Below are 23,396 nucleotides of genomic sequence, written 5' to 3' on the forward strand. Positions count from 1 at the left end.
CTGGCTGCGCCAGACGGTCGCTGCGCTCCCACGCCCGGATCAATCCCTCCACTCAGCCTTCCGATGTCGCCGGTGAGTCAAAAGCAAGATCAAGAGCACGCGAGCTAACGCTCATTGTTGAGTGGTTGGAAGCGGGTGGTTGGCTTTGGATTTGTGGTGGGGCTGCCCCTCATCGGAACGCCGCCCGCCCAGCCCTCTCGCGAGGGAGAGGGAGCCGATCCTTGTGCTTTTCAAAGTCTGAATTCGACTCGGTATTGCATGTCGGCGTAACTCCCGCATCCACCCCGGTCAGTTCCCTCTCCCTCCGGGAGAGGGCTAGGGTGAGGGGCTTTTGACTTTTGGACTGAGCCATCGCCATCTTCAGCAGGCTGGCTCCCACAGCATCCTTCGCAACGGGGCCGGCACACGCACCGCAAATCCTGGGGAAAATTGCCTGCACGCCAGCCACCCGGTAAAGTGCCGCTCCCCCCGTTTCACCAGAGGCTCGCAGCATGACCCAGACCTTAGATATTGCCGTGATCGGCGCCACCGGTACTGTCGGCGAAACCCTCGTGCAAATCCTTGAAGAGCGCGACTTTCCCGTTGGCAATCTGCACCTGCTGGCCAGCAGTGAATCGGCTGGCAGTTCGGTGCTGTTTCGCAATAAAAACGTACGCGTGCGGGAAGTCGATGAGTTCGATTTCAGCAAGGTCAAACTGGTGTTTTTCGCCGCTGGCGCAGCGGTCTCTCTGAGCTATGCGGCCCGTGCGCATGCCGCTGGTTGTTCGTTGATCGACCTGTCGGGTGCCTTGCCGGCCGATCAGGCGCCGCAAGTGGTGCCGGAAGCCAATGTCGAACTGCTCGCCACGCTGAGCGCGCCGTTTCAGGTCAGCAGCCCAAGCCCTTCGGCGACGTCGCTGGCCGTGGTGCTGGCGCCATTGCTTGATCTGCTCGATCTGCAATACGTCAACGTCACCGCCAATCTGGCGGTTTCCGCGCAAGGTCGCGAAGCCGTGTCCGAGCTGGCGCGGCAGACCGCCGAGCTGTTGAATATGCGTCCGCTTGAGCCGACCTTCTTCGATCGGCAGATGGCGTTCAACCTGCTGGCCCAGGTCGGTACGCCTGATGCGCAGGGCCACACGCTGCTGGAAAAGCGTCTGGTGCGCGAGTTGCGTCAGGTGCTCGCGCAGCCTTCGCTAAAGATTTCCGCAACTTGCGTTCAAGCCCCGGTGTTTTTTGGCGATAGCTTTAGCGTGACCTTGCAATCCGCACGGGCTGTCGACCTGGAAAAGGTCAACGCTGCGCTGGAAGCGGCGTCGGGCATCGAGCTGGTCGAGGCCGGTGATTACCCGACCGCCGTCGGCGACGCGGTGGGGCAGGATGTGGTGTATGTCGGTCGCGTGCGCCTCGGTGTTGACGATCCGGCGGAACTAAATCTGTGGTTGACGTCAGATAACGTACGCAAAGGTGCAGCGCTCAATGCTGTGCAGGTGGCTGAATTGTTGATAAAAGACCTGCTGTAAAAGATACTTGGCAACAATTTGTCGACTGATTCTAGGTCAGCGCTATGCTTGATCCGAAACGTCGATGACGTGTCAGCCCTCCGGGACTTTCCGGGGCATCAAAGAAATGATCGCGCGCGACATCTGTCGTCGTCGCGCGCAATGCCTTACGGCAGCGCTATTCAAAAGCTTCTCGCTGGCCGAGGAACGTTCAAACAAAGGATGAGGCTATGGTTCAAGTTCGCAAACTGGTGTTAGCAATAGCGGCCGCCTCGGCGCTGTCCTCCGGTATGGCGCATGCCCTCGGGCTCGGGGAGCTGACCCTGAAGTCGACCCTGAACCAGCCGCTGGTGGCTGAAATCGAGCTGCTCGATGTCAAGGACCTCACCGCGGCAGAAGTGGTGCCGAGCCTGGCGTCACCTGAAGATTTCGCCAAGGCCGGCGTTGACCGCCAGGCTTTCCTCAATGATCTGACGTTCACCCCGGTGCTCAACGCCAGCGGCAAAAGTGTTTTGCGGGTGACTTCGAGCAAACCGCTGTCGGAACCGATGGTGAAATTCCTCGTGCAGGTGATGTGGCCGAACGGCCGCTTGCTGCGCGATTACAGCGTGTTGCTGGATCCATCGAAGTTCTCGCCGCAGACCGCTGACGCCGCAGCCCAACCGGCGCCGTCGCAAACCATCGCGGCACCGACCACGGGCGCCACGCACCGCGGGCAATACACCACCACGCCGCGCGATACCCTCTGGGAAATCGCCGCGAAGGCGCGCAATGGCGGCTCGGTGCAGCAGACCATGCTGGCCATTCAAGCCCTGAACCCGGATGCGTTTATCGGTGGCAACATCAACCGCCTGAAAACCGGTCAGGTATTGCGTCTGCCAGATCAGGTACAAAGCACGGCGTTGCCGCAGTCCGCAGCCATCGCTGAAGTCGCGGCGCAGAACGAAGCCTGGCGTCAGGGCCGGCGTTATGTGGCCAAGCCGGGCAGCGGTCAACAGCAACTCGATGCGACCAATCGCGGTCGCGTCAATACCGGTGCTGCGCCCAATGCGCAGGACAACCTGAGCCTGGTCTCCGCCGAAAGCGCCAAGGCTGGCCGCAAGGGCCCCGCCGGCGACGCTCAGGCGCTGAGCAACAAACTGGCAATCACTCAGGAAAACCTCGACACGACCCGTCGTGACAATGAGGAACTGAAAAGCCGCATGGCCGATCTGCAAAGCCAGTTGGACAAACTGCAAAAGCTGATCGAGCTGAAGAACAATCAACTGGCGAAGATGCAGGCCGACGGCGCTGTTGCTGCTCCTGGCGCTGCGCCTGGGGTTAATGGCGCGGTGCCGCCGGTACCGGCAATCACCGCTGAATTGGCGGCGACACCGCCAGCCACTCCAGCTGACGCCGCCTCGGCATCGCCCACTCCGGAATCGGCCATCGCGCCACCGGCAGAGACGCCAGTCGAGCCAGTGGTCGAGCCGGTTGTCGAAACCACGCCGGCCGCTGATGGCGACAAGACCTTCAATGAACTGCTGACCAATCCGATTCTGCTCGGGCTGATCGGTGGTGGTGCAGTGGTGCTGCTGCTTCTGCTGCTGCTGCTGGCCCGTCGCCGCAAAGCCCAGCAGGAAGCCGAGAAGCATGTGCGCATGGCTCGTGCGCTGGCTGAAGAGCAGGAGTTCTCCGCCGAACAGGATCTGCCGGAAAGCAGCTTTGAAGGTCTGGAAACACCGGCGGCGAGCGTCAAGCTCAATACCCCGGCACCTGCGCCCGCGCCGACTCCTGCGCCGATCGTGGCGCCGGTGGTCATGGCCGAGCCGATTGCCGCGCCGCTGATCGCGCCGGCCGCGGATCGCTCCGATGACGTCCTCGACAAGGCTCAGTCGCATATCAATGCCGGGCGCCTGAATCAGGCTGCCGCTCTGCTGGAGGAGGGCGTCAGCCTCGAGCCGGAGCGTAGTGACCTGCGTCTGAAACTGATGGAAGTCTACGGTCAGCAGGGCGATCGCGACGCGTTCGTCGCGCAGGAGCGGCAACTGGTGGCCAACGGCGACAACTTCGCCAAAGTTGAAGCGCTGAAAAGCCGCTTTCCGGCGATGGCATTGGTGGCTGCGGGCGGTCTGGCCGCTGCGGCGGTCGCCGCCGAGCTGGACGCGCAATACGTCAAGGACCTGCTGCTGGACGAGCCTGAAGCGCCTGCGCCGGCTGAAGATGACCTGGACAGTGCCTTCGACCTGAGCCTGGACGATCTCGACAACATCACCCCGGTTGAACCGGCGCCAGTGGTCGAGCCTGAAGCACCGGTCGAGTTGGACGCGTTTCCGGCCGACGATGACCTGAGTTTCGAGTCGGTGCTGCAACAGCAGACCGAAGCGAAAGAGAACCTCGACGATCTGTCGGACTTCGACCTTGATATGGACCTCGGCGCCGAGCCATCACCAGCAACCCTGGCTGAAGACGAGTTCCTGCTTGATCTGGATGAAGGTGTGAAGGATCTGCCGCCAGTCGAAGCGCCAGTGGTGGCCGACGTACCGCAGGACGATCTGGAGCTGCCAGCCGACTTCGATCTGTCGCTGGCCGACGAGATGGACAGCAACCCAGCCACCGAGTCGAACGCCTTTACCACCGAACTGGATGATGTCAACGCCGAGCTCGATCGTCTGTCGCAAAGCATCGCCGAGCCGACCTTCACCGAGTCCGACGCGGCGCTGGGTGACGATCTGGGCGAAGACGATTTCGACTTCCTCGCCGGTACTGACGAAGCGGCGACCAAGCTCGATCTCGCTCAGGCCTACATCGACATGGGCGACGCCGACGGCGCGCGCGACATCCTCAATGAAGTGTTGACCGAGGGTAATGAAACCCAGCGGGGCGAGGCCAAGGATATGCTTTCCAACCTGGCGTAGGTTCTGCGTTGAAGCAAAGCGGCAGCCATAGGCTGCCGTTTTTGTTTGTGCCCGATGGTGTGTTGTCTGGACTATTGCTATCGCGAGCAGGCTCACTCCTACAGGAACGCATTCCAAATGTAGGAGTGAGCCTGCTCGCGATGGGGCCGTTGATGGCGATAGAGAAGTCTGGCATCCCTGAACCACCGCCTTATAATGCCCGCCTTTGCAAACACAGCAGGCTGTCCCACCTTGGCTAACATAGATAACCCGGTCGCCGAAATGGCCCCCGACGGCTTTTACCGCGTCGCGTTGGGCGTCGAGTACAAAGGCTCGCGCTACAGCGGCTGGCAGCGGCAGCTGACGGGTGTTGCTACGGTGCAGGAAGAACTCGAAAAGGCCTTGTCGAAAGTCGCCAACTCGCCGGTTTCCCTGCAGTGCGCCGGGCGTACCGACGCCGGCGTGCATGCCTGCGGGCAAGTGGTGCATTTCGACACTCAGGTCGATCGTTCGCTGAAGGCCTGGGTCATGGGCGCCAACATCAATCTGCCCCATGACATCAGCGTCAGCTGGGCGCGGGTGATGCCGGCGCATTTTCATGCACGCTTCAAGGCGATCGCCCGGCGTTATCGGTATGTGATCTATAACGACCAGATCCGCCCGGCGCATCTCAATGAAGAAATCACCTGGAATCACCGTCCGCTGGATGTCGAGCGCATGGCCGAGGCCGCGCAGTACCTGATTGGCACTCACGATTTCAGTGCGTTTCGTGCCGGCCAGTGCCAGGCCAAGTCACCGATCAAGAAGATGCATCACCTGCGCGTGACCCGGCACGGCAAAATGATCGTGCTGGATATCCGCGCCAATGCCTTTTTGCACCACATGGTGCGCAATATTGCCGGTGTGCTGATGACCATCGGTGCGGGCGAGCGCCCGGTCGAGTGGATGAAGGAAGTGCTGGAAAGCCGTGAGCGGCGCTCCGGGGGGGTGACCGCGCATCCTTACGGCTTGTACCTGGTGCAAGTCGAATACCACGATGAATTCCCGCTGCCGGAACGTTTCATCGGGCCACATTTCCTTACGGGTTTCTCCGAACTTGACGGCTGACGCCTTCGAACGCTTTTGTTACCATCCGGGACTTTCCCGGTTTTAGCCTCGGAGTGTTTCCACATGTCAGCCGTTCGCAGCAAGATTTGCGGGATTACCCGCATCGAAGATGCGCTCGCCGCGGTTGAGGCCGGGGCCGACGCGATCGGCCTGGTGTTCTATGCCAAAAGTCCGCGGGCGGTCAGCGTGCAGCAGGCCCGGGCGATCATTCAGGCGCTGCCTCCATTCGTTACCACGGTCGGTCTGTTCGTCAACGCCAGCCGCTGCGAATTGGGGGAAATCCTCGATGCGGTGCCGCTGGACCTGTTGCAGTTCCATGGTGACGAAGCCGCCGAGGACTGTGAAGGCTGGCATCGTCCGTATATCAAGGCGCTGCGGGTCAAGGCGGGCGATGACATCGCAGCGGCCTGCGATGCCTATCCGGGCGCCAGCGGCGTGCTGCTCGACACTTACGTTGAAGGCGTGCCCGGCGGAACCGGAGAAGCATTCGACTGGTCACTGATCCCGCAGCATTTGAGCAAGCCGTTGATTCTGGCGGGCGGGCTGACTCCCGAGAACATTGCCGACGCGGTCGCACGGGTAAAACCTTACGCGGTGGATGTCAGCGGCGGGGTGGAGCAGAGCAAGGGCATCAAGGATCACGCCAGGATTCGGGCATTCATCGAGGCGGTACGCAAAGCACCATAAGGATGTGACGGCTGGCAGTCTGCCGCCGTCCATCAATGCACCTGCACACAGCAGGCGCGGCTGAGGGTTGCCGTTTCGCACGCAGGTCATGTTTCGCGCTGATCGTGGCTAGCGGCAATCATCGCCACACACATGAATTTAGCTCAAGGGCATACGCGGGGCTGCGAACCAGAGCGTTCGGGCCGCCGGTACTGGAGAAAGAAAGCATGAGCAACTGGTTAGTAGACAAACTGATCCCTTCGATCATGCGCTCGGAGGTCAAGAAGAGCTCGGTGCCTGAAGGTCTGTGGCACAAATGCCCTTCGTGCGAGGCTGTGCTGTACCGTCCGGAGCTGGAAAAGACCCTGGATGTCTGCCCAAAGTGCAACCACCACATGCGCATCGGCGCACGCGCGCGCATCGATATTTTCCTCGATGCCGAAGGTCGCAATGAACTGGGCGCCGATCTGGAGCCGGTTGACCGTCTGAAATTCCGCGACGGCAAGAAATACAAAGACCGCCTGACCGCAGCGCAGAAGCAGACCGGCGAGAAAGACGCGCTGATCTCGGTCAGCGGCACGTTGCTGGGCATGCCGGTGGTGGTTTCGGCTTTCGAATTCAATTTCATGGGCGGTTCGATGGGCGCCATTGTCGGTGAGCGCTTTGTCCGTGCTGCCAACTACGCGCTGGAAAACCGTTGCCCGATGATCTGCTTCGCCGCTTCCGGCGGTGCGCGCATGCAGGAAGCGCTGATCTCGCTGATGCAGATGGCCAAGACTTCGGCCGTGCTGGCGCGTCTGCGCGAAGAAGGCATTCCGTTCATCTCGGTGCTGACCGACCCGGTCTACGGCGGCGTTTCCGCCAGTCTGGCGATGCTCGGCGACGTCATCGTCGGTGAGCCGAAAGCCCTGATCGGCTTCGCTGGTCCGCGCGTGATCGAACAAACCGTGCGGGAAAAACTGCCGGAAGGTTTCCAGCGCAGCGAGTTCCTGCTGGAGCACGGCGCGATCGACATGATCATCCATCGTCAGGAACTGCGTCCGCGTCTGGGCAACCTGCTGGCGCAAATGACTGGCAAGCCGACGCCGAAATTCGTCGCTGCGCCCGTCGAGCCGATCGTCGTACCGCCGGTCCCTGCCGGCCTATGACCGAGCGCACCCTTGGCGAATGGCTCGCCTACCTTGAGCAGTTGCATCCATCGGCCATCGACATGGGGCTGGAGCGTTCGCAACAGGTAGCGTCCCGCATGGGGCTGGGCCAGCCGGCGCCTCGGGTGATCACGGTTACCGGCACCAATGGCAAGGGTTCCACCTGCGCATTCGTGGCTGCATTGCTGCGTGCGCAAGGCCTGGACGTTGGTGTCTACAATTCTCCGCACCTGCTGCGTTACAACGAGCGGGTGCAGCTCAATGGCGTCGAAGCCACTGATGCACAGTTGTGCCAGGCGTTTGCCGCCGTCGAGGCCGGGCGTGGCGACACTTCCCTGACTTACTTCGAAATGGGCACGCTGGCGGCGTTCTGGCTGTTTCAACAGGCCGGTCTGGACGCGGTGGTGCTGGAAGTCGGCTTGGGCGGGCGGCTGGACACGGTCAACGTGGTCGATGCCGACATCGCGCTAGTGACCAGTATTGGCGTCGATCACGCTGATTATCTGGGTGATACCCGCGAGTCCGTGGCGTTCGAGAAGGCCGGTATCTTCCGCCAGGGCAAGCCCGCCTTGTGCGGCGATCTCAATCCTCCGCAACCGCTGCTCGACAAGGCACGTGAACTGGCGTGCCCGTTCTTCTTGCGCGGGCGTGATTTCGATCTCGGTGTCACTGACCGGTTCTGGCAGTGGCGCGGGACCGATGCGCAGGGGCAAGTGGTTGAGCTGCGCGATTTGCCGCTGCTCGATCTGCCGATGGAGAACGCGGCGCTGGCCTTGCAGGCGTACCTGTTGCTTGGGTTACCCTGGGATGCGCAGCAGATCGTGGCCGCGTTGCAGGCAACGCGCGTGGTCGGGCGCCTCGATCGGCGGACCTTCGAGTGGAACGGCAAGCGTCTGAACCTGTTGCTCGATGTCGGCCACAATCCGCATGCCGCTGAATACCTGGCAGGTCGCCTGGCCACGCGTCCGCCGCTCGGCAAGCGTCTGGCGGTGTTCGGTTTGCTGGCCGACAAGGATCTGGATGGTGTTGTCGGCGAATTGAATGCTAGTGTCCAGCACTGGGCGGTGGCGCCGCTGGATTCGCCGCGTGCGCGTCCGGTTGCCGAATTGCACGCGGCGCTGCAGGGGCTTGGCGCCTCGGTCACGTCTTACGACAGTGTCGCCGCCGCTTTGGAAGGGCAGTGCGCGCTCGCGACCGCTGACGACGAGATTCTGTTGTTCGGCTCATTTTATTGTGTCGCCGAGGCCCTTGAATGGCTGTCCCGGCGCTCCACGGAGGAAGCGGCAAATGGCTTTGCTGGATAAAGCGTACAAGCAGCGCATGGTTGGCGCACTGGTGCTGGTGGCGCTGGCGGTGATTTTCCTGCCGATGCTGTTTTCTCGTCAGGACGAGCAGCGCCAGGTGACTGTCGATGCGCCCGCTGCGCCGCAAGCGCCGGTCGTGCCGCAGGTGCAGATGGAGCCGGTGGCCGTGCCGGAACCACAAGCCTTGCCGCAAGAGCCTGTGCCAACCGATGAAGAGGTCGCCGCAGACACGACGCCGGCAGCTCCAGCAGCGCCCGCGGCACCAGCGCCGGCACCCGCTGCGCCTATCGCCATCGCCAAGCCGGCAGCGCCGCCTGCGGTGTCCAAGCCGATTCCGGCACCGGCGCAGCCGATCACTTCATCGTCGACCAAGCCTGATCCGGCGCAAAGTCGCGTCGATGCCAACGGTCTATCCGTGAGCTGGTCGGTGCAACTGGCCAGTCTGTCGAGCCGCGCCAGCGCCGAAAGCCTGCAGAAAAATCTGCGTAGTCAGGGCTATAACGCCTACATCCGTTCTGCCGACGGCAAGAATCGGGTGTTCGTCGGCCCGCTGATCGAGCGTGCCGAAGCCGATCGTCTGCGCGATCTGCTCAGTCGCCAGCAGAACCTCAAGGGCTTTGTCGTGCGTTTCCAGCCCGAGCGCGGTTAAAAACTATCGCCTCGATTGAAAAGCACAGGAAATCGCAGCTTACCGAGAGGCATGCGCTCTGCTAAAATGCGCCGCCTTATCCGTCTGTAGGCTGCACTGTGCCATTTACCTGGGTTGACTGGGCGATCGTTGCAATCATCGCCATCTCCGCTTTGATCAGTCTGAGCCGCGGCTTCGTCAAGGAAGCATTATCGCTGGTGACCTGGATCATCGCAGGAGCCGTCGCCTGGATGTTCGGTGGCTCATTGTCCGAGTACCTCGCCGGATACATCGAAACTCCATCGGCTCGCGTGATCGCGGGCTGTGCCATCATGTTTGTCGCCACACTGATCGTGGGCGCAATGATCAATTATCTTATCGGCGAATTGGTTCGCGTCACCGGGTTGTCCGGGACCGATCGATTCCTCGGCATGGCCTTCGGCGCAGCGCGTGGCGTGTTGCTGGTGGTCGTGGCGGTCGGGCTGTTGAGCCTGGGGCCGGTACAGCAGGACGGGTGGTGGAAAGAATCACAGCTCGTACCCAAGTTTCTATTGGTCGCCGACTGGTCCAAAAACCTGATTCTCGGGTGGAGCAGTCAGTGGCTTGCCAGCGGAATCAGCGTACCCGCTGATATTCCGTTCAAGGAGCAACTCTTGCCGGCGGCGAAAACGCCTCAGTGAGTGTTGTTCAGTTCAGATCCATTAAGTAGGGGTTGCGTCGCATGTGTGGCATCGTCGGTATCGTCGGTAAGTCGAACGTCAATCAGGCGCTGTATGACGCGCTAACCGTGCTCCAGCACCGCGGCCAGGACGCTGCCGGTATCGTGACCAGCCATGATGGCCGGTTGTTCCTGCGCAAGGACAATGGCCTGGTGCGTGACGTGTTCCAGCAGCGTCACATGCAGCGTCTGGTCGGCCACATGGGTATCGGCCACGTCCGTTACCCGACGGCGGGCAGCTCGACTTCGGCCGAAGCCCAGCCGTTCTACGTCAACTCGCCTTACGGCATCACCCTGGCGCACAACGGCAACCTGACCAACGTTGAACAGTTGGCCAAGGAAATCTACGAGTCCGATCTGCGTCACGTCAACACCAGTTCCGACTCGGAAGTGCTGCTCAACGTGTTCGCCCACGAGCTGGCCCAGCGCGGCAAGCTGCAACCGACCGAAGAAGACGTGTTTGCCGCCGTGACTGACGTGCACAACCGCTGCGTCGGTGGTTACGCGGTCGTGGCCATGGTCACCGGTTACGGCATCGTCGGTTTCCGCGATCCGCACGGCATCCGTCCGATTGTGTTCGGCCAGCGTCACACCGACGAAGGCGTCGAGTACATGATCGCCTCGGAAAGCGTTTCGCTGGATGTGCTCGGTTTCACCCTGATTCGCGACCTCGCGCCGGGCGAAGCGGTGTACATCACCGAAGACGGCAAGCTGCACACCCGTCAGTGCGCGACCAACCCGTCGCTGACCCCATGCATCTTCGAGCACGTCTACCTGGCGCGTCCGGATTCAATCATTGATGGCGTTTCGGTCTACAAGGCGCGTCTGCGCATGGGTGAGAAGCTCGCCGAAAAGATCCAGCGCGAGCGTCCGGAGCACGATATCGACGTGGTCATCCCGATTCCGGACACCAGCCGTACCGCGGCACTGGAACTGGCCAATCATCTGGGCGTGAAATTCCGCGAAGGTTTCGTCAAGAACCGCTACATCGGCCGGACCTTCATCATGCCCGGCCAGGCGGCTCGCAAAAAGTCGGTGCGCCAGAAGCTCAACGCCATCGAGCTGGAATTCCGTGGCAAGAACGTGATGTTGGTTGACGACTCGATCGTGCGCGGCACCACGTGCAAGCAGATTATCCAGATGGCCCGCGAAGCCGGCGCGAAAAACGTCTACTTCTGCTCGGCGGCGCCGGCGGTACGCTTCCCGAACGTGTACGGCATCGACATGCCGAGCGCGCACGAACTGATCGCGCACAATCGTTCGACTCAGGACGTGGCGGATCTGATCGGCGCTGACTGGTTGATCTATCAGGATCTGCCGGACTTGATCGAAGCGGTCGGTGGCGGCAAGATCAAGATCGAGCAGTTCGATTGTGCGGTGTTTGACGGCAAGTACGTTACCGGCGACGTCGACGAGGCCTACCTGAACAAGATCGAACAGGCACGCAACGATGCCTCGAAGGTCAAGACCCAGGCGGTCAGTGCGATCATCGATCTGTACAACAACTGAGTTTCTACCGGCCCTGAGGGGCCGGTTTTGTATCTGATAGTCAATTTTCGAGAACAGGGCAAGGAGTGACAGCATGAGTCAGGAATGGGATGCCGGTCGGCTGGACAGCGATCTCGAAGGCGTAGCGTTCGATACTCTGGCCGTACGCGCCGGTCAGCACCGTACGCCGGAAGGCGAGCACGGCGATCCGATGTTCTTCACCTCCAGCTACGTGTTCCGTACCGCCGCCGATGCGGCCGCACGGTTTGCCGGAGAAGTGCCGGGCAACGTCTACTCGCGCTACACCAACCCGACCGTGCGCGCATTCGAAGAGCGCATCGCTGCGCTGGAAGGTGCCGAGCAGGCCGTTGCGACCGCCACCGGCATGGCGGCGATCATGGCAGTGGTCATGAGCCTGTGCAGTGCCGGTGACCACGTGCTGGTTTCGCGCAGTGTGTTCGGTTCGACCATCAGCCTGTTCGAGAAGTACTTCAAGCGCTTCGGTGTGCAAGTCGATTACGTGCCCCTCGCTGATCTGTCGGCGTGGGATGCGGCGATCAAGTCCAACACCAAGCTACTGTTTGTCGAGTCGCCCTCCAATCCGCTGGCCGAGCTGGTCGATATTGCCGCGCTGGCGGAAATCGCTCACGCCAAAGGCGCGATGCTGGTGGTCGATAACTGCTTCTGCACCCCGGCGTTGCAGCAGCCGCTGAAGATGGGCGCGGACATCGTCGTGCATTCGGCGACCAAATTCATCGACGGCCAGGGTCGTTGCATGGGCGGTGTAGTCGCTGGCCGCAGCGAGCAGATGAAAGAAGTTGTCGGCTTTCTGCGTACCGCCGGGCCGACGCTGAGCCCGTTCAATGCATGGATTTTCCTCAAGGGTCTGGAAACCCTCAACCTTCGCATGAAGGCGCATTGCGCCAACGCGCAGGAGCTGGCCGAATGGCTGGAACAGCAGGAAGGCATCGAGAAGGTCCATTACGCCGGTCTGAAAAGCCATCCGCAGCACGAACTGGCACAGCGCCAGCAGAAGGCCTTCGGTGCGGTGGTGAGTTTTGAGGTCAAGGGGGGCAAGGAGGGCGCCTGGCGCTTTATCGACGCCACTCGACTGATTTCGATCACCGCTAACCTGGGCGACAGCAAGACCACGATTACCCATCCAAGCACCACCTCCCACGGCCGTCTGGCGCCGCAGGAGCGCGAAGCGGCGGGTATTCGTGACAGCCTGATCCGCATTGCGGTCGGTCTGGAAGATGTGGCTGACCTGCAGGCCGATCTGGCGCGCGGTCTGGCTGCGTTGTGATCGAATTGTCTACGCCGACCGCAGGCACCCATGGCCGCGTTGCGCTGGTCACGGGGGCCGCGCGGGGCATCGGTCTGGGGATCTCGGCCTGGCTGATCAGCGAAGGCTGGCAAGTGGTGCTGACCGATCTCGATCGCACGCGCGGCTCGAAAGTGGCGAAGGTGTTGGGTGAAAATGCCTGGTTCATCGCCATGGATGTCGCCGACGAAAATCAGGTCGCCCTCGGCGTAGCTGAGGTGCTGGGGCAGTTTGGCCGGCTCGATGCGCTGGTTTGCAACGCCGCTGTGGCTGACCCCCATAACATCACCCTGGAAAGCCTTGATCTGGCGTACTGGAATCGCGTGCTGGCGGTGAACCTCAGCGGGCCGATGCTGCTGGCCAAGCACTGTGCACCGTACCTGCGCGCGCACAACGGTTCGATCGTCAATCTGGCCTCGACCCGCGCCCGTCAGTCCGAAGCAGATAGCGAAGCGTATGCGGCAAGCAAGGGCGGGCTGCTGGCACTGACTCACGCGCTTGCAATCAGCCTCGGCCCGGAGATTCGCGTCAACGCCGTCAGCCCCGGCTGGATCGATGCGCGCGACCCCTCTGCGCGGCGCGCCGAACCCTTGGCAGATGCCGATCATGCCCAGCATCCGGCGGGCAGGGTAGGCACGGTCGAAGACGTCGCGGCGATGGTGGCGTGGCTGCTGTCGAGGAATGCCGGGTTCGTCACCGGGCAGGAATTCGTCGTCGATGGCGGCATGACCAAGAAAATGATTTACACGGAATAATGGGCGAAGCCGCGATCCTGTAGGAGCGAGCCTGCTCGCGATAGCGGTTTCAGGGTTGATGCTTTATTCCGGGAATGACTCGATTCTGTCTTTTTCAGAAAAACTTCAATCCTGCTATTGACTTAGGTTCGCTACCTGCGTAAATTTCGCGGCCTCGGAGATGCAAACGGGTGATTAGCTCAGCTGGGAGAGCGTCTGCCTTACAAGCAGAATGTCGGCGGTTCGATCCCGTCATCACCCACCACTCCCGAGAAACTTGCGCAAGCAAGAGCGTAGGCTGAAAGTGCCTGCACCGACGCGCAGCGGTAGTTCAGTCGGTTAGAATACCGGCCTGTCACGCCGGGGGTCGCGGGTTCGAGTCCCGTCCGCTGCGCCATATTTTACGAGTCAGAGCAATCTGGTTCGCGATTGCAGAGCACCGAAGCCTGCAGTCAAAACGAGTTACTTGAGCGCAAGCTCAAAGCGATACGCAGCGGTAGTTCAGTCGGTTAGAATACCGGCCTGTCACGCCGGGGGTCGCGGGTTCGAGTCCCGTCCGCTGCGCCATATCTGCTCCAAGGACCACTGAACGCCTTGAAGCACCGAAGTCAGCCAACGGTTGATTCGGAATCGATAGCAAAGACCCTGGTCGAAAGACCGGGGTTTTTTGTGTCTGAAATTTGATCTTCCCTCCTGAATCCAGCGCAAATCCCTTGTAGGAGTGAGCCTGCTCGCGATCGCGGTAGTCCAGTCGCCAACTTTGTGACTGAAGAATCGCAATCGCGAGCAGGCTCACTCCTACAGGATTCGATTTTCAAATCAGTTGCTGCGATACCACGCCGCATTGATTTTTTGATTATTTGGTCAGCTTTTTTGTGTCTGGTTGTTTGCTGCGGCCTCGGAAACCTTTAAAGTTAACCTTTCGGTCAGCTTTGCACTGTCAACACAGCTCTTTGCTTCGCCAGAAAGGGCTTCTGCAAGACTCGAGATCCCCAGTAGATAACCACAAGGGCGGATATATAACCGCCCAGAGGATGATCCATGTCCAACCGTGAAATATCCCGGCGCTCGTTCCTCCAGGGCGGGCTGGTGGCGGGTGTGAGCGTCACGCTCACGCCGCTCAGCAGTCAGGCGCTGGCTGCCTTGATGGAAAACAGCGTCACTGTGCCGTCCGAGCAGTGGCTCGGCCACAATGGCAAGGCGCGTCAGCGAAACGATGCCTTGTCCAAGGTCTGCGGCAGCAAAGTGTTTGCCCGCGACATCCGCTCCAAAGACATGCCGGGCTGGCCGCACCAGCAAGGCCACGCCATGTTGCTGAAAACCATCAAGGCTGACCGAATCTACAACGGCTTCGACCTGTCCTGGCTCGGCACCGAGTTGCAGCCGGACCGCATCGTCACCGCCGCTGACCTGGACAAGGACGGCATCGTCTTCCCCGAAGAGCACGCCCCTGATCCGCTGCTGCCGGAAGGCAAGGTACCGATGTTCATCGGCCACCCGGTGGCGATCCTGATCTGGAACGATTTCGAGCGTTTCCGTCAGGCCAAGAACCAGCTCAAATTCAACGACAAAGCGATTCGTTACGGCGACAAGGTGCCGTTCTACGAAGGCGATCCCTACGGCAGCTTCCGCTACGTACGTGTCGGCGGCCCGACCTCGGCGGATGAAGACGAGTTTGCCAGCCTGAAGGACTCGATCCTGTTCCCGATGCTGAAAAACCGTCGCCCGGTGTGGAATTCCCAGCCGAACCTGCACGGCAACCTGACCGAGCGCGGCCTGTTCTACGCCGAGCGCATGAAGAAAGAGATCGATACGCCGCCGGACAACTGGCTGGTGTTCGACGAGCGCTACAAGACCCCATCGATCGAGCCGGCCGCGCTGGAACCGGACAACGGCAACGGCTGGTACGATCCGCAGACCAAGACCCTGCACTTCGTCGTGGCCACCCAGTGCCCGCTGGAAGTAGCGACCGAGACCGCGAAAATGATCGCGCCGTCGCGTTTTGGCCTCGCCAATCTGAACATGCACCCGGGTTACACCGTCGGTTATGGCTCCAAGGACCACAACATTTTCGTCTACTACGCAGCCCTCGCTGCGCTGTATGGCGCTGGGGTGCCGGTGCGTCTGGCCAACGACCGCTACGAGCAATTTCAGAGCGGCATCAAGCGTCACCCGTTCGACATCCGCTACCAGTTGGCCGTGGACAAGAACGACTACACCTTCAAGATCTTCCGCGCTGAAATGAGCGTCGACGGTGGCGGTCGGGTCAACTACAGCCCGTCGGTGGCGGCGGTTGGTGCAACAGCGGCGCAGTCGATCTACTACATGCCGCAGAACGATCTGCAGGTCACGGCGTACCACTCACGTGCGGTGGAAGCAGGCTCGATGCGCGGTTACGGCACATTGCAGAGCATGGCATCGACCGAAATGATGGTCGATGAAATCGCCGATCGCCTCGGCGTCGACGCAATTGATCTGCGGCGCAAGAACGCCCTGCGTTCGGGCATGAAAAACACCCAGGGCGCGATTCCTGCCGGTGCACTGCGCCTGCACGAAATTCTCGACAAGGCCGCGGTGCACCAAGTCTGGAAAAACCGCAACGCGATCAAGCAGCAGCGCGAAGCGGCAGACCCGGACAACTGGTACGGCGTCGGTTTCGCCATTTGCCAGAAAGACTTCGGCACCGGTTCCGAAGCGCCGATGGCCAGCATCGAGTTCAACGCTGACGGGCGCATCAGCCTTCGCCACATCGGCATCGAAATCGGCACTGGCATGTCCACCTCGCAAGCGCTGGTGGTTGCCGATTTCCTCGGCAGCCCGGCCCATGAAGTGAAAACCGGCGAAACCGAATGGAAGGAAATGCAGCTGATCACCAGTGGCAACCCTTACATCATGAGCCAGGCCGAGCAGGACAACCTGCTGCGCAACCCGCGTTGGGTCGGCAAATTGGCTTCGGCATCGTCGGCGACCAACTCGGCCTACTACTTCAGCCACGCCACCCGGGAAGCGGCGCGCGTGCTGTTCAATCATGGACTGTGGCCAGCGGCGCTGGAGATCTGGCGTCAGGGCCCGCATGGCGGCCAGGCCAACCCTTACGTGGTGCGTCGCGAAGATGCGCACTGGGTCGACGGCAAACTGACCGCCAACGGCATGCAACCGCTGAGCTTCGAAGAACTGGCCAAGCGCGCTCACGAACGCGGTCTGGTCACCGCGGCCACCGTGCACGGTTTCAACCGCTGGAGCTGGGCCGAGGCTGAATACAGCATCGACGGTGTACGCGAGCGCCTGCCGCTTGACGGTCTGGCGGTGAAGTACGGTGATGGCGCGCCGCAAGCGAAAAAGGCGCAGATGAACAGCGCCGGTTTCCATTTGCTCGATCGCCAGAACATCAACTACCCGGTGGTGCAGTTGAATAACGCCGCGGTGACGTACTACAGCCCGGTCGCCACGCTGGTCGAGCTTAAGGTCAATAAAGGTTCTGCAGAAGTTGAAGTGCTCAACCACCATTCGTGGGTCGAGTGCGGCCGCGTGCTGGTCGAAGAACTGGTCAAGGGCCAGCTCGAAGGCGGCATCGCCATGGGCATCGGGCACGCTTTGATGGAAGAAATGCCGCTGTACGAAGGCGGGCCGGGGGAGGGTGACTGGAACTTCAACCGTTATCGCTTGCCGATGGCCCGTCACGTTGCGGTGTGGAAGCAGACCGCGGAAATTCTGCCGCCGCTGTCACCGAGCGATCCGTCCAAGGGCATCGCCGAAGTGGTGATGATCCCGATTGTCGGCGCCATCGGTAACGCCGTGGCACACGCCATCGGTAAACGTGTTCGCGACCTGCCCATCACTGCTGCGCGCATCAAGGAGGCCCTCAATGGCTAACCGTCCGCTTCAACTGATCCTCAATGGTCAATCCGTCGGCCCGGTGGACATCCCTGATGACCTGCCGATGATCGACTATCTGCACGAATACAAAAACCTCACCGGTTCGCGTCTGGGCTGTGGCCAGGGCATCTGCCACGCCTGCGTGGTGATCGTCGACAACCCGGACGGCACCAGCGAAGAAGTGCGCACCTGCATCACCGGCGCACATTATTTCGAGGGCAAAAAGGTTCGCACCATCGAGGCCCACGCCAAGCGTGACGAGCAGGGCCAGGTCACTGAGCTGAATCCGATCCAGCAACGCTTCGTCGATGAGTTCGCCTTCCAGTGCAGCTACTGCGCGCCGGGCTTCGTCAACGCCGCGACGGTATTGGTGGAAAAGCTGCAGCGTCAGCCAATCGTCAAAAGCCAGCTGGAACAAGTCATCGAGGACAGCCTCGGCCATCACGTCTGCCGTTGCACCGGGTACGTGCGTTATTACAACGCCACCCGCAACGTGCTGACCGATCTCGGCCTGGTCAAGGAGGGTTGAACATGAAGCGTTTACTGACCCGCCTGACGCTGGCGGTCGGCCTTGCCGCGCCAGTGTTGTTTGCCCATGCCGATGAGCAAGTCAAACGCGGCGAATACCTCGCCCGCGCCGCCGATTGCATGGCCTGCCACACCGCCGCCGGTGGTGCGCCATTTGCCGGCGGACTGCCGATCGTCTCGCCGTTCGGCACGATCTACGGCACCAACATCACTCCGAGCAAGAAATACGGCATCGGTTTGTACAACGATGACGAATTCTTCGCTGCGCTGACCGAAGGCAAGCGGCGCGACGGGGCGAACCTGTATCCGGCGATGCCGTATACCTCGTATCACCTGATGCCGCGCGCAGACTCCGATGCGATTCATGCCTATCTGAAAACCATCGAGCCGATCGAGCGTGCCGCGCCGGTCACCAGCCTGAGTTTTCCGTTTAACGTGCGCCCGGGCCTGATGGGCTGGAACATGCTCTATGGCAGCGCTCTGAAGCTGGAACCGGCCGAAGGCAAAAGCGAAGCGTGGAAGCGCGGCCAGTACATGGTCGAAGTGCTCGGCCACTGCGGCGAATGCCATACCCCGCGCGGCCTGCCGGGCGCAATGCAGCTGGACAAGCGCTTGACTGGCGGCATCCTCAACGGCTACCTGGCGCCGAGCCTGCTCGCCACCGATCTGGCTGCGCGCGGCTGGAACCAGCAGGATCTGGCGACGTTTCTTAAGCACGGCATGAGTGCGCAGGGCACGATGTTCAACGAGATGTTCCCGGTGTTTCACAACAGCACCCAGGGTCTCAAGGATCCGGATCTGGCGGCCATGGCGACTTTCCTGCTGGGCGAGCAACCGCCGGCAGCAAAGGCGCTGGTTGAAGTGCCAGTCGAGCAGCTCGGTGCCAGTGCCCAGCGCGGTCGTCAGGAATACCTGAACGTCTGCGCCGGTTGTCACGCGGCGGGCGGCGAAGGCAAGCCGCACATCGCGGTGGCCATGCGCGGCAACACCACGTTGCGTCTGGAAGACCCGCGTAACCTGCTGCGGGTGATCGAGGACGGCATCGGCGAACAGAAGTTTTCCGGGTTCGAGCACATGCAACCAATGCCGGGATTTGCCGGCAAGCTCAGTCCTGAGCAACTGACCGATCTGCTCAACTACCTGCGTCAAGGCTGGGGCGGGCAATCGGCAGAGCTGGCGGTGAGCGAGGTGCAGAAGCTGCAAGCCGACGCACCGTCGATCGAGCACAAGGCGCACTGACATGCAGCATCTCGATCTGCAAGTGGTGCGCCGGGCGCTGGAGTGGTCACAGGCCGGGCAGCGCATCTGGCTGTGCACGGTGCTGGCGACCTATGGCTCGGCACCGCGCGCGCCGGGTTCGCTGTTGGCGGTGAATGACGGCGGGCAGTGGATCGGATCGCTGTCCGGTGGTTGCGTCGAGGAAGATTTTCTCCAGCGAGTCGCCGAGGGTGCGTTTCACGATCCCGTCAACGTTGTGCGTTACGGCGAGGGTGGCGATCCGCGCTCGCGGGTCAGTCTGCCCTGTGGCGGCATTCTTGATGTGCTGGTGGAAAAACTGGATGCCGATTGCGAGGTGCAGGCGCATCTGCGCGAACTGCAATCGGCGCTGCTCGGTCAGCGTCGTCTGATTCGTGAGGTCGATTTGGCCGATGGTGCGCGCAGACTGTTCGCTGACCGCGAGCAGGGCGCGCGGATCGAGCGCGAGCTTGATCGGGTACGCATTCGTATCGGCGCGGCGCAGCGCTTGTTGCTCGCCGGGTATTCCAGCGTCGCGCAGGCGTGCGCCGAGTTCGCCGTAGGCCTGGGCTTCGAGGTGATTCTCTGCGACCCGCGCGATGAAGTGCTTGAGGGAGTCATACTCGATGGCGTGGAAATTCGCCGGCAGTTGCCGTCGGTGTTCATTGCTGACGGCGGCTGTCATCGTGATACCGCGGTGGTGGCGCTGACTCATGATCCACGCATCGACGATCTGGCAATGATGGAAGCGGTGCGCACCGAAGCGTTCTACATCGGCGTGATGGGTTCACTGCAGACTTCGCAAAAGCGCTTCGAGCGTTTGCGTCGGATTGGCGGACTGGGGGAGGGCGAGCTGGCGCGGATTCATGCGCCGATCGGTCTCAATCTTGGCAGCAAGACCCCAGTGGAAATCGCCTTGGCGGTGCTGGCGGATATCGTGCGGATTCGTAGCGGGATTCCTCGGGACCAGCTCTGAGTCACGTTTCATGAAAAAAGGGCCGCTGTTCAGCGGCCCCTTTTTTTACATTCCGAATTTGTCGCGCAATCCGTAATACCACGCGCCGAGTGCGGCGAACGGTGTGCGCAGCAGCTGCCCGCCGGGGAACGGGTAATGCGGCAGGTCGGCGAACGCATCGAAACGCTCGGCCTGACCGCGCAACGCTTCGGCTAACACCTTGCCCGCCAGGTGCGTATACGTGACGCCATGGCCGCTGCAACCTTGCGAGTAATAGATGTTGTCGCCAAGGCGTCCGACCTGCGGCAAACGCGACAGCGTCAGCAGGAAGTTTCCGGTCCAGGCGTAGTCAATCTTCACATCCTTGAGCTGCGGAAAAGCCTTGAGCATTTTCGGGCGGATAATCGCCTCGATATTGGCCGGGTCACGCGCGCCATACACCACACCGCCGCCGAAGATCAGGCGTTTGTCACTCGTCAGGCGGTAGTAGTCGAGCAGGTAGTTGCAGTCTTCAACGCAATAGTCCTGCGGCAGCAGTGCTTTGGCCAACTCATCGCCCAACGGCTCGGTGGTGATCACCTGAGTGCCGCACGGCATCGATTTGGCTGCTAGCTCCGGTACCAGGTTGCCGAGGTAGGCATTGCCAGCAACGATGATGAACTTGGCCCTGACCTTGCCCTGCGGCGTATGCACAACCGGATTGGCACCGCGTTCAATACGCACTGCCGGCGACTGTTCATGAATAATGCCGCCGAGGGACTCAACGGCTGCCGCTTCGCCGAGCGCCAGGTTCAGCGGATGGATATGCCCGCCGCTCATGTCGAGCATGCCGCCGACGTATTGCTCACAACCGACGACTTCACGAATACGACGCTGATCCAGCAGCTCAAGCTGGGTGTGGCCAAAACGCTCCCAGAGGCGCTTCTGCGATTCCAGATGGCCCATCTGCTTGGGTGTAAGCGCGGCGAACACGCCGCCGTCCTTCAAATCGCATTGAATATTGTATTTGGCCACACGCTCGCGAATGATCCGACCGCCCTCAAAGGCCATCTGCCCAAGCAATTGCGCTTGCTTCGGACCGACGCTGCGTTCGATCACGTCAATGTCCCGGCTGTAACTGTTGACGATCTGCCCGCCATTGCGCCCCGAAGCGCCGAAGCCGACCCTGGCCGCTTCCAGCACGGTTACGCGAAAACCGTTCTCCAGCAGAAACAGCGCCGAGGACAGCCCGGTGTACCCGGCGCCAATCACACAGACATCCGTCTCCACATCATCCTGTAGCGCCGGACGGGACGGCGCGGCGTTGGCCGACGCAGCGTAATACGATTCTGGGTAAGGGGTGTTCGCCATCCTGCCGCCTCTGTTTAATATATTTTACGAGTGCGCCGATCCTACCCGAGTTGAAAAACCTCCGCCAGCCACCGGAAAAACCGTGTTGCCGGGGGCAAATCAAATATTTTGCATATTCATAGGGTTAGGTGAAAAAAAGGTGTTGACACCCCTCCGGAATTCCGTAGAATGCCGCCTCACAGCAGGCACGTAGCTCAGTTGGTTAGAGCACCACCTTGACATGGTGGGGGTCGTTGGTTCGAGTCCAATCGCGCCTACCAAACAAAATCCGCTCTGCTGGGCGGTCTGAAAGGGCTCACCGAAAGGTGAGCCCTTTTTTGTTGTCTGGAATTTGCCAAATCCGCTTGGTGACCTACGTAAATGAAAGGGCTTTCAGGCGTGTACGGTCAGGCGCTCTGCGGATTACTGCGTCCGTTTTCTTCTCCCGCCAGATTTGTGAAGAATATGCAGCCTATCAGCCTTGCGAACAGCGTCAGTGTTTCGGCGAGGTCCGGGTTATCGAACAGCACCGCCCGAGAGTCCAGCGCGCATAGAGCACCCCACAGCCGGCCATCCGGCAAGAAAACAGGTGCTCCTGCATAGCTCTCGATCGCAAATTGTTTCACCACTGGACGCGAGCAAAGCCGACCGTCTTCACTGATTTTCGGCAGGAAAAGCACCTTGGGATCGCGCCGAAATTCGCTGCAAAGCGTGGTCTCCAGATCCAGGGTATCGCCGACGTTGATACCCAGCTCGATCGGATCGTACGCCGAGCAAACTATCCATTCGGTTTCGGTAAATTTTGCGATCCCGGCAAAGCGTGTTCCGGTCAAGCGCGTTACGAGCTGCAAGATATTGGTTGTTGCTTCGATTTCGGCAATCGCCGAGCGCTCTTCTGCACTCAGGGATGCTTTGAGAACAGTCTCACTCATTTCCATACGTTCAAATCTCCGGATTGCTTCTGCGTTGCCGGGTCTGTCCCTGACATCGTATTTACCAAGGTTCTTGCCAGCGGCGTTAGCGTAGCCTTCCTCGCGGGCCTTTGTCACAGGACCATTTCCTGCATTGACCGTTCGCTTTCAGGTACGTTAGTCCAGCATCCACTAAAATAATGTGGATATTGAAGGGGTTACGGTCGTATTGAACCAGCCGGTTATCAGAAAATTGTTGTGACGGCAGGTGGGATTGAGTAACATCCGCCCCGCGTTCACCACCACGGTTTATGCATTTTTAAATCCCATGCTTCCATCAGCTGCTTGGGATTTTTTTTGCCTGCGATTTGGCTTTTTCTTTCGTGACGATTCGGTTCGACAAGGACGCTACGCGTTTGACGATTTTCCGAACGGACAGCTTTGGCGCGCGGCGAAGCGCTCGCGACAGGCGCGCCCATCAGTCATGTCGAGGTCTTGGTATTGGTATTGGTGGTGATCGTAGCGACCGGAATGGCGCGTGGCGTGACATTTGTTTAGCGGTGCGAATTCCCTGCGCTCTATCGGAAACGTCCGACAGCCAGTCTTTGAGATGGCAGGTAGTATCTGGCGGGCAACGGGGGGAATGGCGTGTTGAAGTGAAGGCGGGACTTGCGTGTCAGGCGCCGTGCCCAGCGATGTGGGAAGCGGATGGCAAAACGGCGCGTAAAGCTCTAGCCAGTCATTCCACGAGGTAAACGGACTGGCTACTGACTGCGATGCGACTCAAGGCGTTTGGGGCTTGTCCGGAGCGGTCAGGCCAGCCTGGATGCGCTGGTAAATCTCTTCACGGTGCACGGCCACGTTTTTCGGTGCGTTGATGCCAATGCGGACCTGTTGGCCGCTAACGCCCAGAATGGTGATAGTGATGTCGTCGCCAATGTTTATGCTTTCACCGACTTTGCGGGTGAGTATCAGCATGGTCTTCTCCTTGATTGCTTTGTAGGGCACCTGATTCAGACAGTGCAGAGGTCGGTGGTACGTATAGATTAGTGCGAAGTCTCACGGTTTGGGTGCCTCTTTCTGACGC

Annotated in this window: 18 protein-coding genes, 4 tRNA genes and 1 pseudogene; 20 read left to right on the forward strand and 3 right to left on the reverse strand. The window is 60.7% G+C overall.

Going from position 1 to position 23,396, the window contains the following annotated elements; all coding sequences use genetic code 11:
• Positions 1 to 491: 491 nt before the first annotated feature.
• From ACYYKW_RS07130 to ACYYKW_RS07215, 18 genes are all read left to right on the forward strand, one after another.
• A complete protein-coding gene (locus ACYYKW_RS07130; RefSeq protein WP_090282648.1) occupies positions 492 to 1,502 on the forward strand; it encodes an aspartate-semialdehyde dehydrogenase in 1,011 nt (336 codons plus the stop codon).
• A gap of 209 nt (positions 1,503 to 1,711) precedes the next feature.
• A complete protein-coding gene (locus tag ACYYKW_RS07135) occupies positions 1,712 to 4,378 on the forward strand; it encodes a motility hub landmark protein FimV (RefSeq protein ID WP_464989739.1) in 2,667 nt (888 codons plus the stop codon).
• A gap of 261 nt (positions 4,379 to 4,639) precedes the next feature.
• Positions 4,640 to 5,464: a tRNA pseudouridine(38-40) synthase TruA gene (truA, locus tag ACYYKW_RS07140; RefSeq protein WP_047600206.1), complete on the forward strand. Its 825-nt coding sequence runs from the start codon at positions 4,640 to 4,642 to the stop codon at positions 5,462 to 5,464.
• Between the two features lie 63 nt (positions 5,465 to 5,527).
• A complete protein-coding gene (locus tag ACYYKW_RS07145; RefSeq protein WP_093102831.1) occupies positions 5,528 to 6,151 on the forward strand; it encodes a phosphoribosylanthranilate isomerase in 624 nt (207 codons plus the stop codon).
• Positions 6,152 to 6,357: 206 nt separating this feature from the next.
• Positions 6,358 to 7,278 (forward strand): acetyl-CoA carboxylase, carboxyltransferase subunit beta, encoded by a 921-nt coding sequence (accD, locus tag ACYYKW_RS07150; protein WP_090282652.1) that lies wholly within the window; start codon positions 6,358 to 6,360, stop codon positions 7,276 to 7,278.
• A complete protein-coding gene (folC, locus tag ACYYKW_RS07155) occupies positions 7,275 to 8,582 on the forward strand; it encodes a bifunctional tetrahydrofolate synthase/dihydrofolate synthase (protein ID WP_464989740.1) in 1,308 nt (435 codons plus the stop codon). The genes accD and folC overlap by 4 nt, the downstream gene beginning before the upstream one ends.
• Positions 8,566 to 9,231 carry an SPOR domain-containing protein gene (locus ACYYKW_RS07160; RefSeq protein ID WP_464989741.1) on the forward strand — a complete coding sequence of 222 codons (666 nt, stop codon included), beginning with the start codon at positions 8,566 to 8,568 and terminating at the stop codon, positions 9,229 to 9,231. The genes folC and ACYYKW_RS07160 overlap by 17 nt, the downstream gene beginning before the upstream one ends.
• 98 nt (positions 9,232 to 9,329) lie before the next feature.
• Positions 9,330 to 9,890, forward strand: coding sequence for a CvpA family protein (locus ACYYKW_RS07165; RefSeq protein WP_090282655.1), 561 nt, complete (start codon positions 9,330 to 9,332; stop codon positions 9,888 to 9,890).
• 41 nt (positions 9,891 to 9,931) lie between these two features.
• On the forward strand, positions 9,932 to 11,437 hold the full coding sequence (purF, locus tag ACYYKW_RS07170) for an amidophosphoribosyltransferase (protein WP_090282656.1): 1,506 nt from the start codon (positions 9,932 to 9,934) through the stop codon (positions 11,435 to 11,437).
• A 73-nt stretch (positions 11,438 to 11,510) separates the two neighbouring features.
• The gene (locus ACYYKW_RS07175) at positions 11,511 to 12,722 is read left to right on the forward strand and encodes an O-succinylhomoserine sulfhydrylase (RefSeq protein ID WP_093102822.1); all 1,212 of its coding nucleotides are present in this window, start codon (positions 11,511 to 11,513) and stop codon (positions 12,720 to 12,722) included.
• A complete protein-coding gene (locus ACYYKW_RS07180; protein ID WP_464989742.1) occupies positions 12,719 to 13,495 on the forward strand; it encodes an SDR family oxidoreductase in 777 nt (258 codons plus the stop codon). Before ACYYKW_RS07175 ends, ACYYKW_RS07180 begins: the two co-directional genes overlap by 4 nt.
• Positions 13,496 to 13,663: 168 nt before the next feature.
• Positions 13,664 to 13,739 (forward strand) — tRNA-Val (locus tag ACYYKW_RS07185).
• Positions 13,740 to 13,794: 55 nt separating this feature from the next.
• A tRNA-Asp gene (locus tag ACYYKW_RS07190) sits at positions 13,795 to 13,871 on the forward strand.
• A 93-nt stretch (positions 13,872 to 13,964) separates the two neighbouring features.
• Positions 13,965 to 14,041, forward strand: a tRNA-Asp gene (locus ACYYKW_RS07195).
• A gap of 474 nt (positions 14,042 to 14,515) precedes the next feature.
• Positions 14,516 to 17,347: a xanthine dehydrogenase family protein molybdopterin-binding subunit gene (locus ACYYKW_RS07200; protein ID WP_464989743.1), complete on the forward strand. Its 2,832-nt coding sequence runs from the start codon at positions 14,516 to 14,518 to the stop codon at positions 17,345 to 17,347.
• A complete protein-coding gene (locus tag ACYYKW_RS07205) occupies positions 17,340 to 17,879 on the forward strand; it encodes a (2Fe-2S)-binding protein (protein WP_464989744.1) in 540 nt (179 codons plus the stop codon). Before ACYYKW_RS07200 ends, ACYYKW_RS07205 begins: the two co-directional genes overlap by 8 nt.
• Before the next feature lie 2 nt (positions 17,880 to 17,881).
• The gene (locus tag ACYYKW_RS07210) at positions 17,882 to 19,117 is read left to right on the forward strand and encodes a c-type cytochrome (protein ID WP_464989745.1); all 1,236 of its coding nucleotides are present in this window, start codon (positions 17,882 to 17,884) and stop codon (positions 19,115 to 19,117) included.
• A 1-nt stretch (position 19,118) separates the two neighbouring features.
• On the forward strand, positions 19,119 to 20,090 hold the full coding sequence (locus ACYYKW_RS07215) for an XdhC family protein (protein WP_464989746.1): 972 nt from the start codon (positions 19,119 to 19,121) through the stop codon (positions 20,088 to 20,090).
• 45 nt (positions 20,091 to 20,135) lie between these two features.
• Here ACYYKW_RS07215 and ACYYKW_RS07220 read toward each other — a convergent pair whose 3' ends face one another.
• On the reverse strand, positions 20,136 to 21,419 hold the full coding sequence (locus ACYYKW_RS07220; protein ID WP_093102807.1) for an NAD(P)/FAD-dependent oxidoreductase: 1,284 nt from the start codon (positions 21,417 to 21,419) through the stop codon (positions 20,136 to 20,138).
• Positions 21,420 to 21,602: 183 nt separating this feature from the next.
• On the opposite strand from ACYYKW_RS07220, the gene ACYYKW_RS07225 reads away from it, so the two are divergent.
• Positions 21,603 to 21,679, forward strand: a tRNA-Val gene (locus tag ACYYKW_RS07225).
• Between the two features lie 126 nt (positions 21,680 to 21,805).
• On the opposite strand, the gene ACYYKW_RS07230 is transcribed toward ACYYKW_RS07225, so the two are convergent.
• Positions 21,806 to 22,336, reverse strand: a complete 531-nt coding sequence (locus ACYYKW_RS07230; protein WP_093106850.1) for a GAF domain-containing protein — start codon at positions 22,334 to 22,336, stop codon at positions 21,806 to 21,808.
• Between the two features lie 405 nt (positions 22,337 to 22,741).
• Here ACYYKW_RS07230 and ACYYKW_RS07235 point away from each other — a divergent pair.
• Positions 22,742 to 22,867: pseudogene (locus tag ACYYKW_RS07235) on the forward strand (DUF2214 family protein); the annotation flags it as partial.
• A 225-nt stretch (positions 22,868 to 23,092) separates the two neighbouring features.
• Here ACYYKW_RS07235 and csrA read toward each other — a convergent pair.
• A complete protein-coding gene (gene csrA / locus ACYYKW_RS07240; protein ID WP_003179932.1) occupies positions 23,093 to 23,287 on the reverse strand; it encodes a carbon storage regulator CsrA in 195 nt (64 codons plus the stop codon).
• Positions 23,288 to 23,396: the final 109 nt, after the last annotated feature.

The sequence above is a fragment of the Pseudomonas sp. 15C genome (genome assembly GCF_055484735.1).

Bases quoted from the DNA above. Each gene is read 5' to 3' on its own strand.
- accD (WP_090282652.1), top strand. From the start codon at position 6,358: ATGAGCAACTGGTTAGTAGACAAACTGATCCCTTCGATCATGCGCTCG.
- ACYYKW_RS07230 (WP_093106850.1), bottom strand. From the start codon at position 22,336: ATGGAAATGAGTGAGACTGTTCTCAAAGCATCCCTGAGTGCAGAAGAG.
- ACYYKW_RS07200 (WP_464989743.1), top strand. From the start codon at position 14,516: ATGTCCAACCGTGAAATATCCCGGCGCTCGTTCCTCCAGGGCGGGCTG.
- ACYYKW_RS07210 (WP_464989745.1), top strand. From the start codon at position 17,882: ATGAAGCGTTTACTGACCCGCCTGACGCTGGCGGTCGGCCTTGCCGCG.
- truA (WP_047600206.1), top strand. From the start codon at position 4,640: ATGGCCCCCGACGGCTTTTACCGCGTCGCGTTGGGCGTCGAGTACAAA.
- ACYYKW_RS07215 (WP_464989746.1), top strand. From the start codon at position 19,119: ATGCAGCATCTCGATCTGCAAGTGGTGCGCCGGGCGCTGGAGTGGTCA.
- ACYYKW_RS07205 (WP_464989744.1), top strand. From the start codon at position 17,340: ATGGCTAACCGTCCGCTTCAACTGATCCTCAATGGTCAATCCGTCGGC.
- ACYYKW_RS07130 (WP_090282648.1), top strand. From the start codon at position 492: ATGACCCAGACCTTAGATATTGCCGTGATCGGCGCCACCGGTACTGTC.
- csrA (WP_003179932.1), bottom strand. From the start codon at position 23,287: ATGCTGATACTCACCCGCAAAGTCGGTGAAAGCATAAACATTGGCGAC.
- ACYYKW_RS07175 (WP_093102822.1), top strand. From the start codon at position 11,511: ATGAGTCAGGAATGGGATGCCGGTCGGCTGGACAGCGATCTCGAAGGC.
- ACYYKW_RS07145 (WP_093102831.1), top strand. From the start codon at position 5,528: ATGTCAGCCGTTCGCAGCAAGATTTGCGGGATTACCCGCATCGAAGAT.
- ACYYKW_RS07220 (WP_093102807.1), bottom strand. From the start codon at position 21,419: ATGGCGAACACCCCTTACCCAGAATCGTATTACGCTGCGTCGGCCAAC.
- ACYYKW_RS07160 (WP_464989741.1), top strand. From the start codon at position 8,566: ATGGCTTTGCTGGATAAAGCGTACAAGCAGCGCATGGTTGGCGCACTG.
- folC (WP_464989740.1), top strand. From the start codon at position 7,275: ATGACCGAGCGCACCCTTGGCGAATGGCTCGCCTACCTTGAGCAGTTG.
- ACYYKW_RS07135 (WP_464989739.1), top strand. From the start codon at position 1,712: ATGGTTCAAGTTCGCAAACTGGTGTTAGCAATAGCGGCCGCCTCGGCG.
- purF (WP_090282656.1), top strand. From the start codon at position 9,932: ATGTGTGGCATCGTCGGTATCGTCGGTAAGTCGAACGTCAATCAGGCG.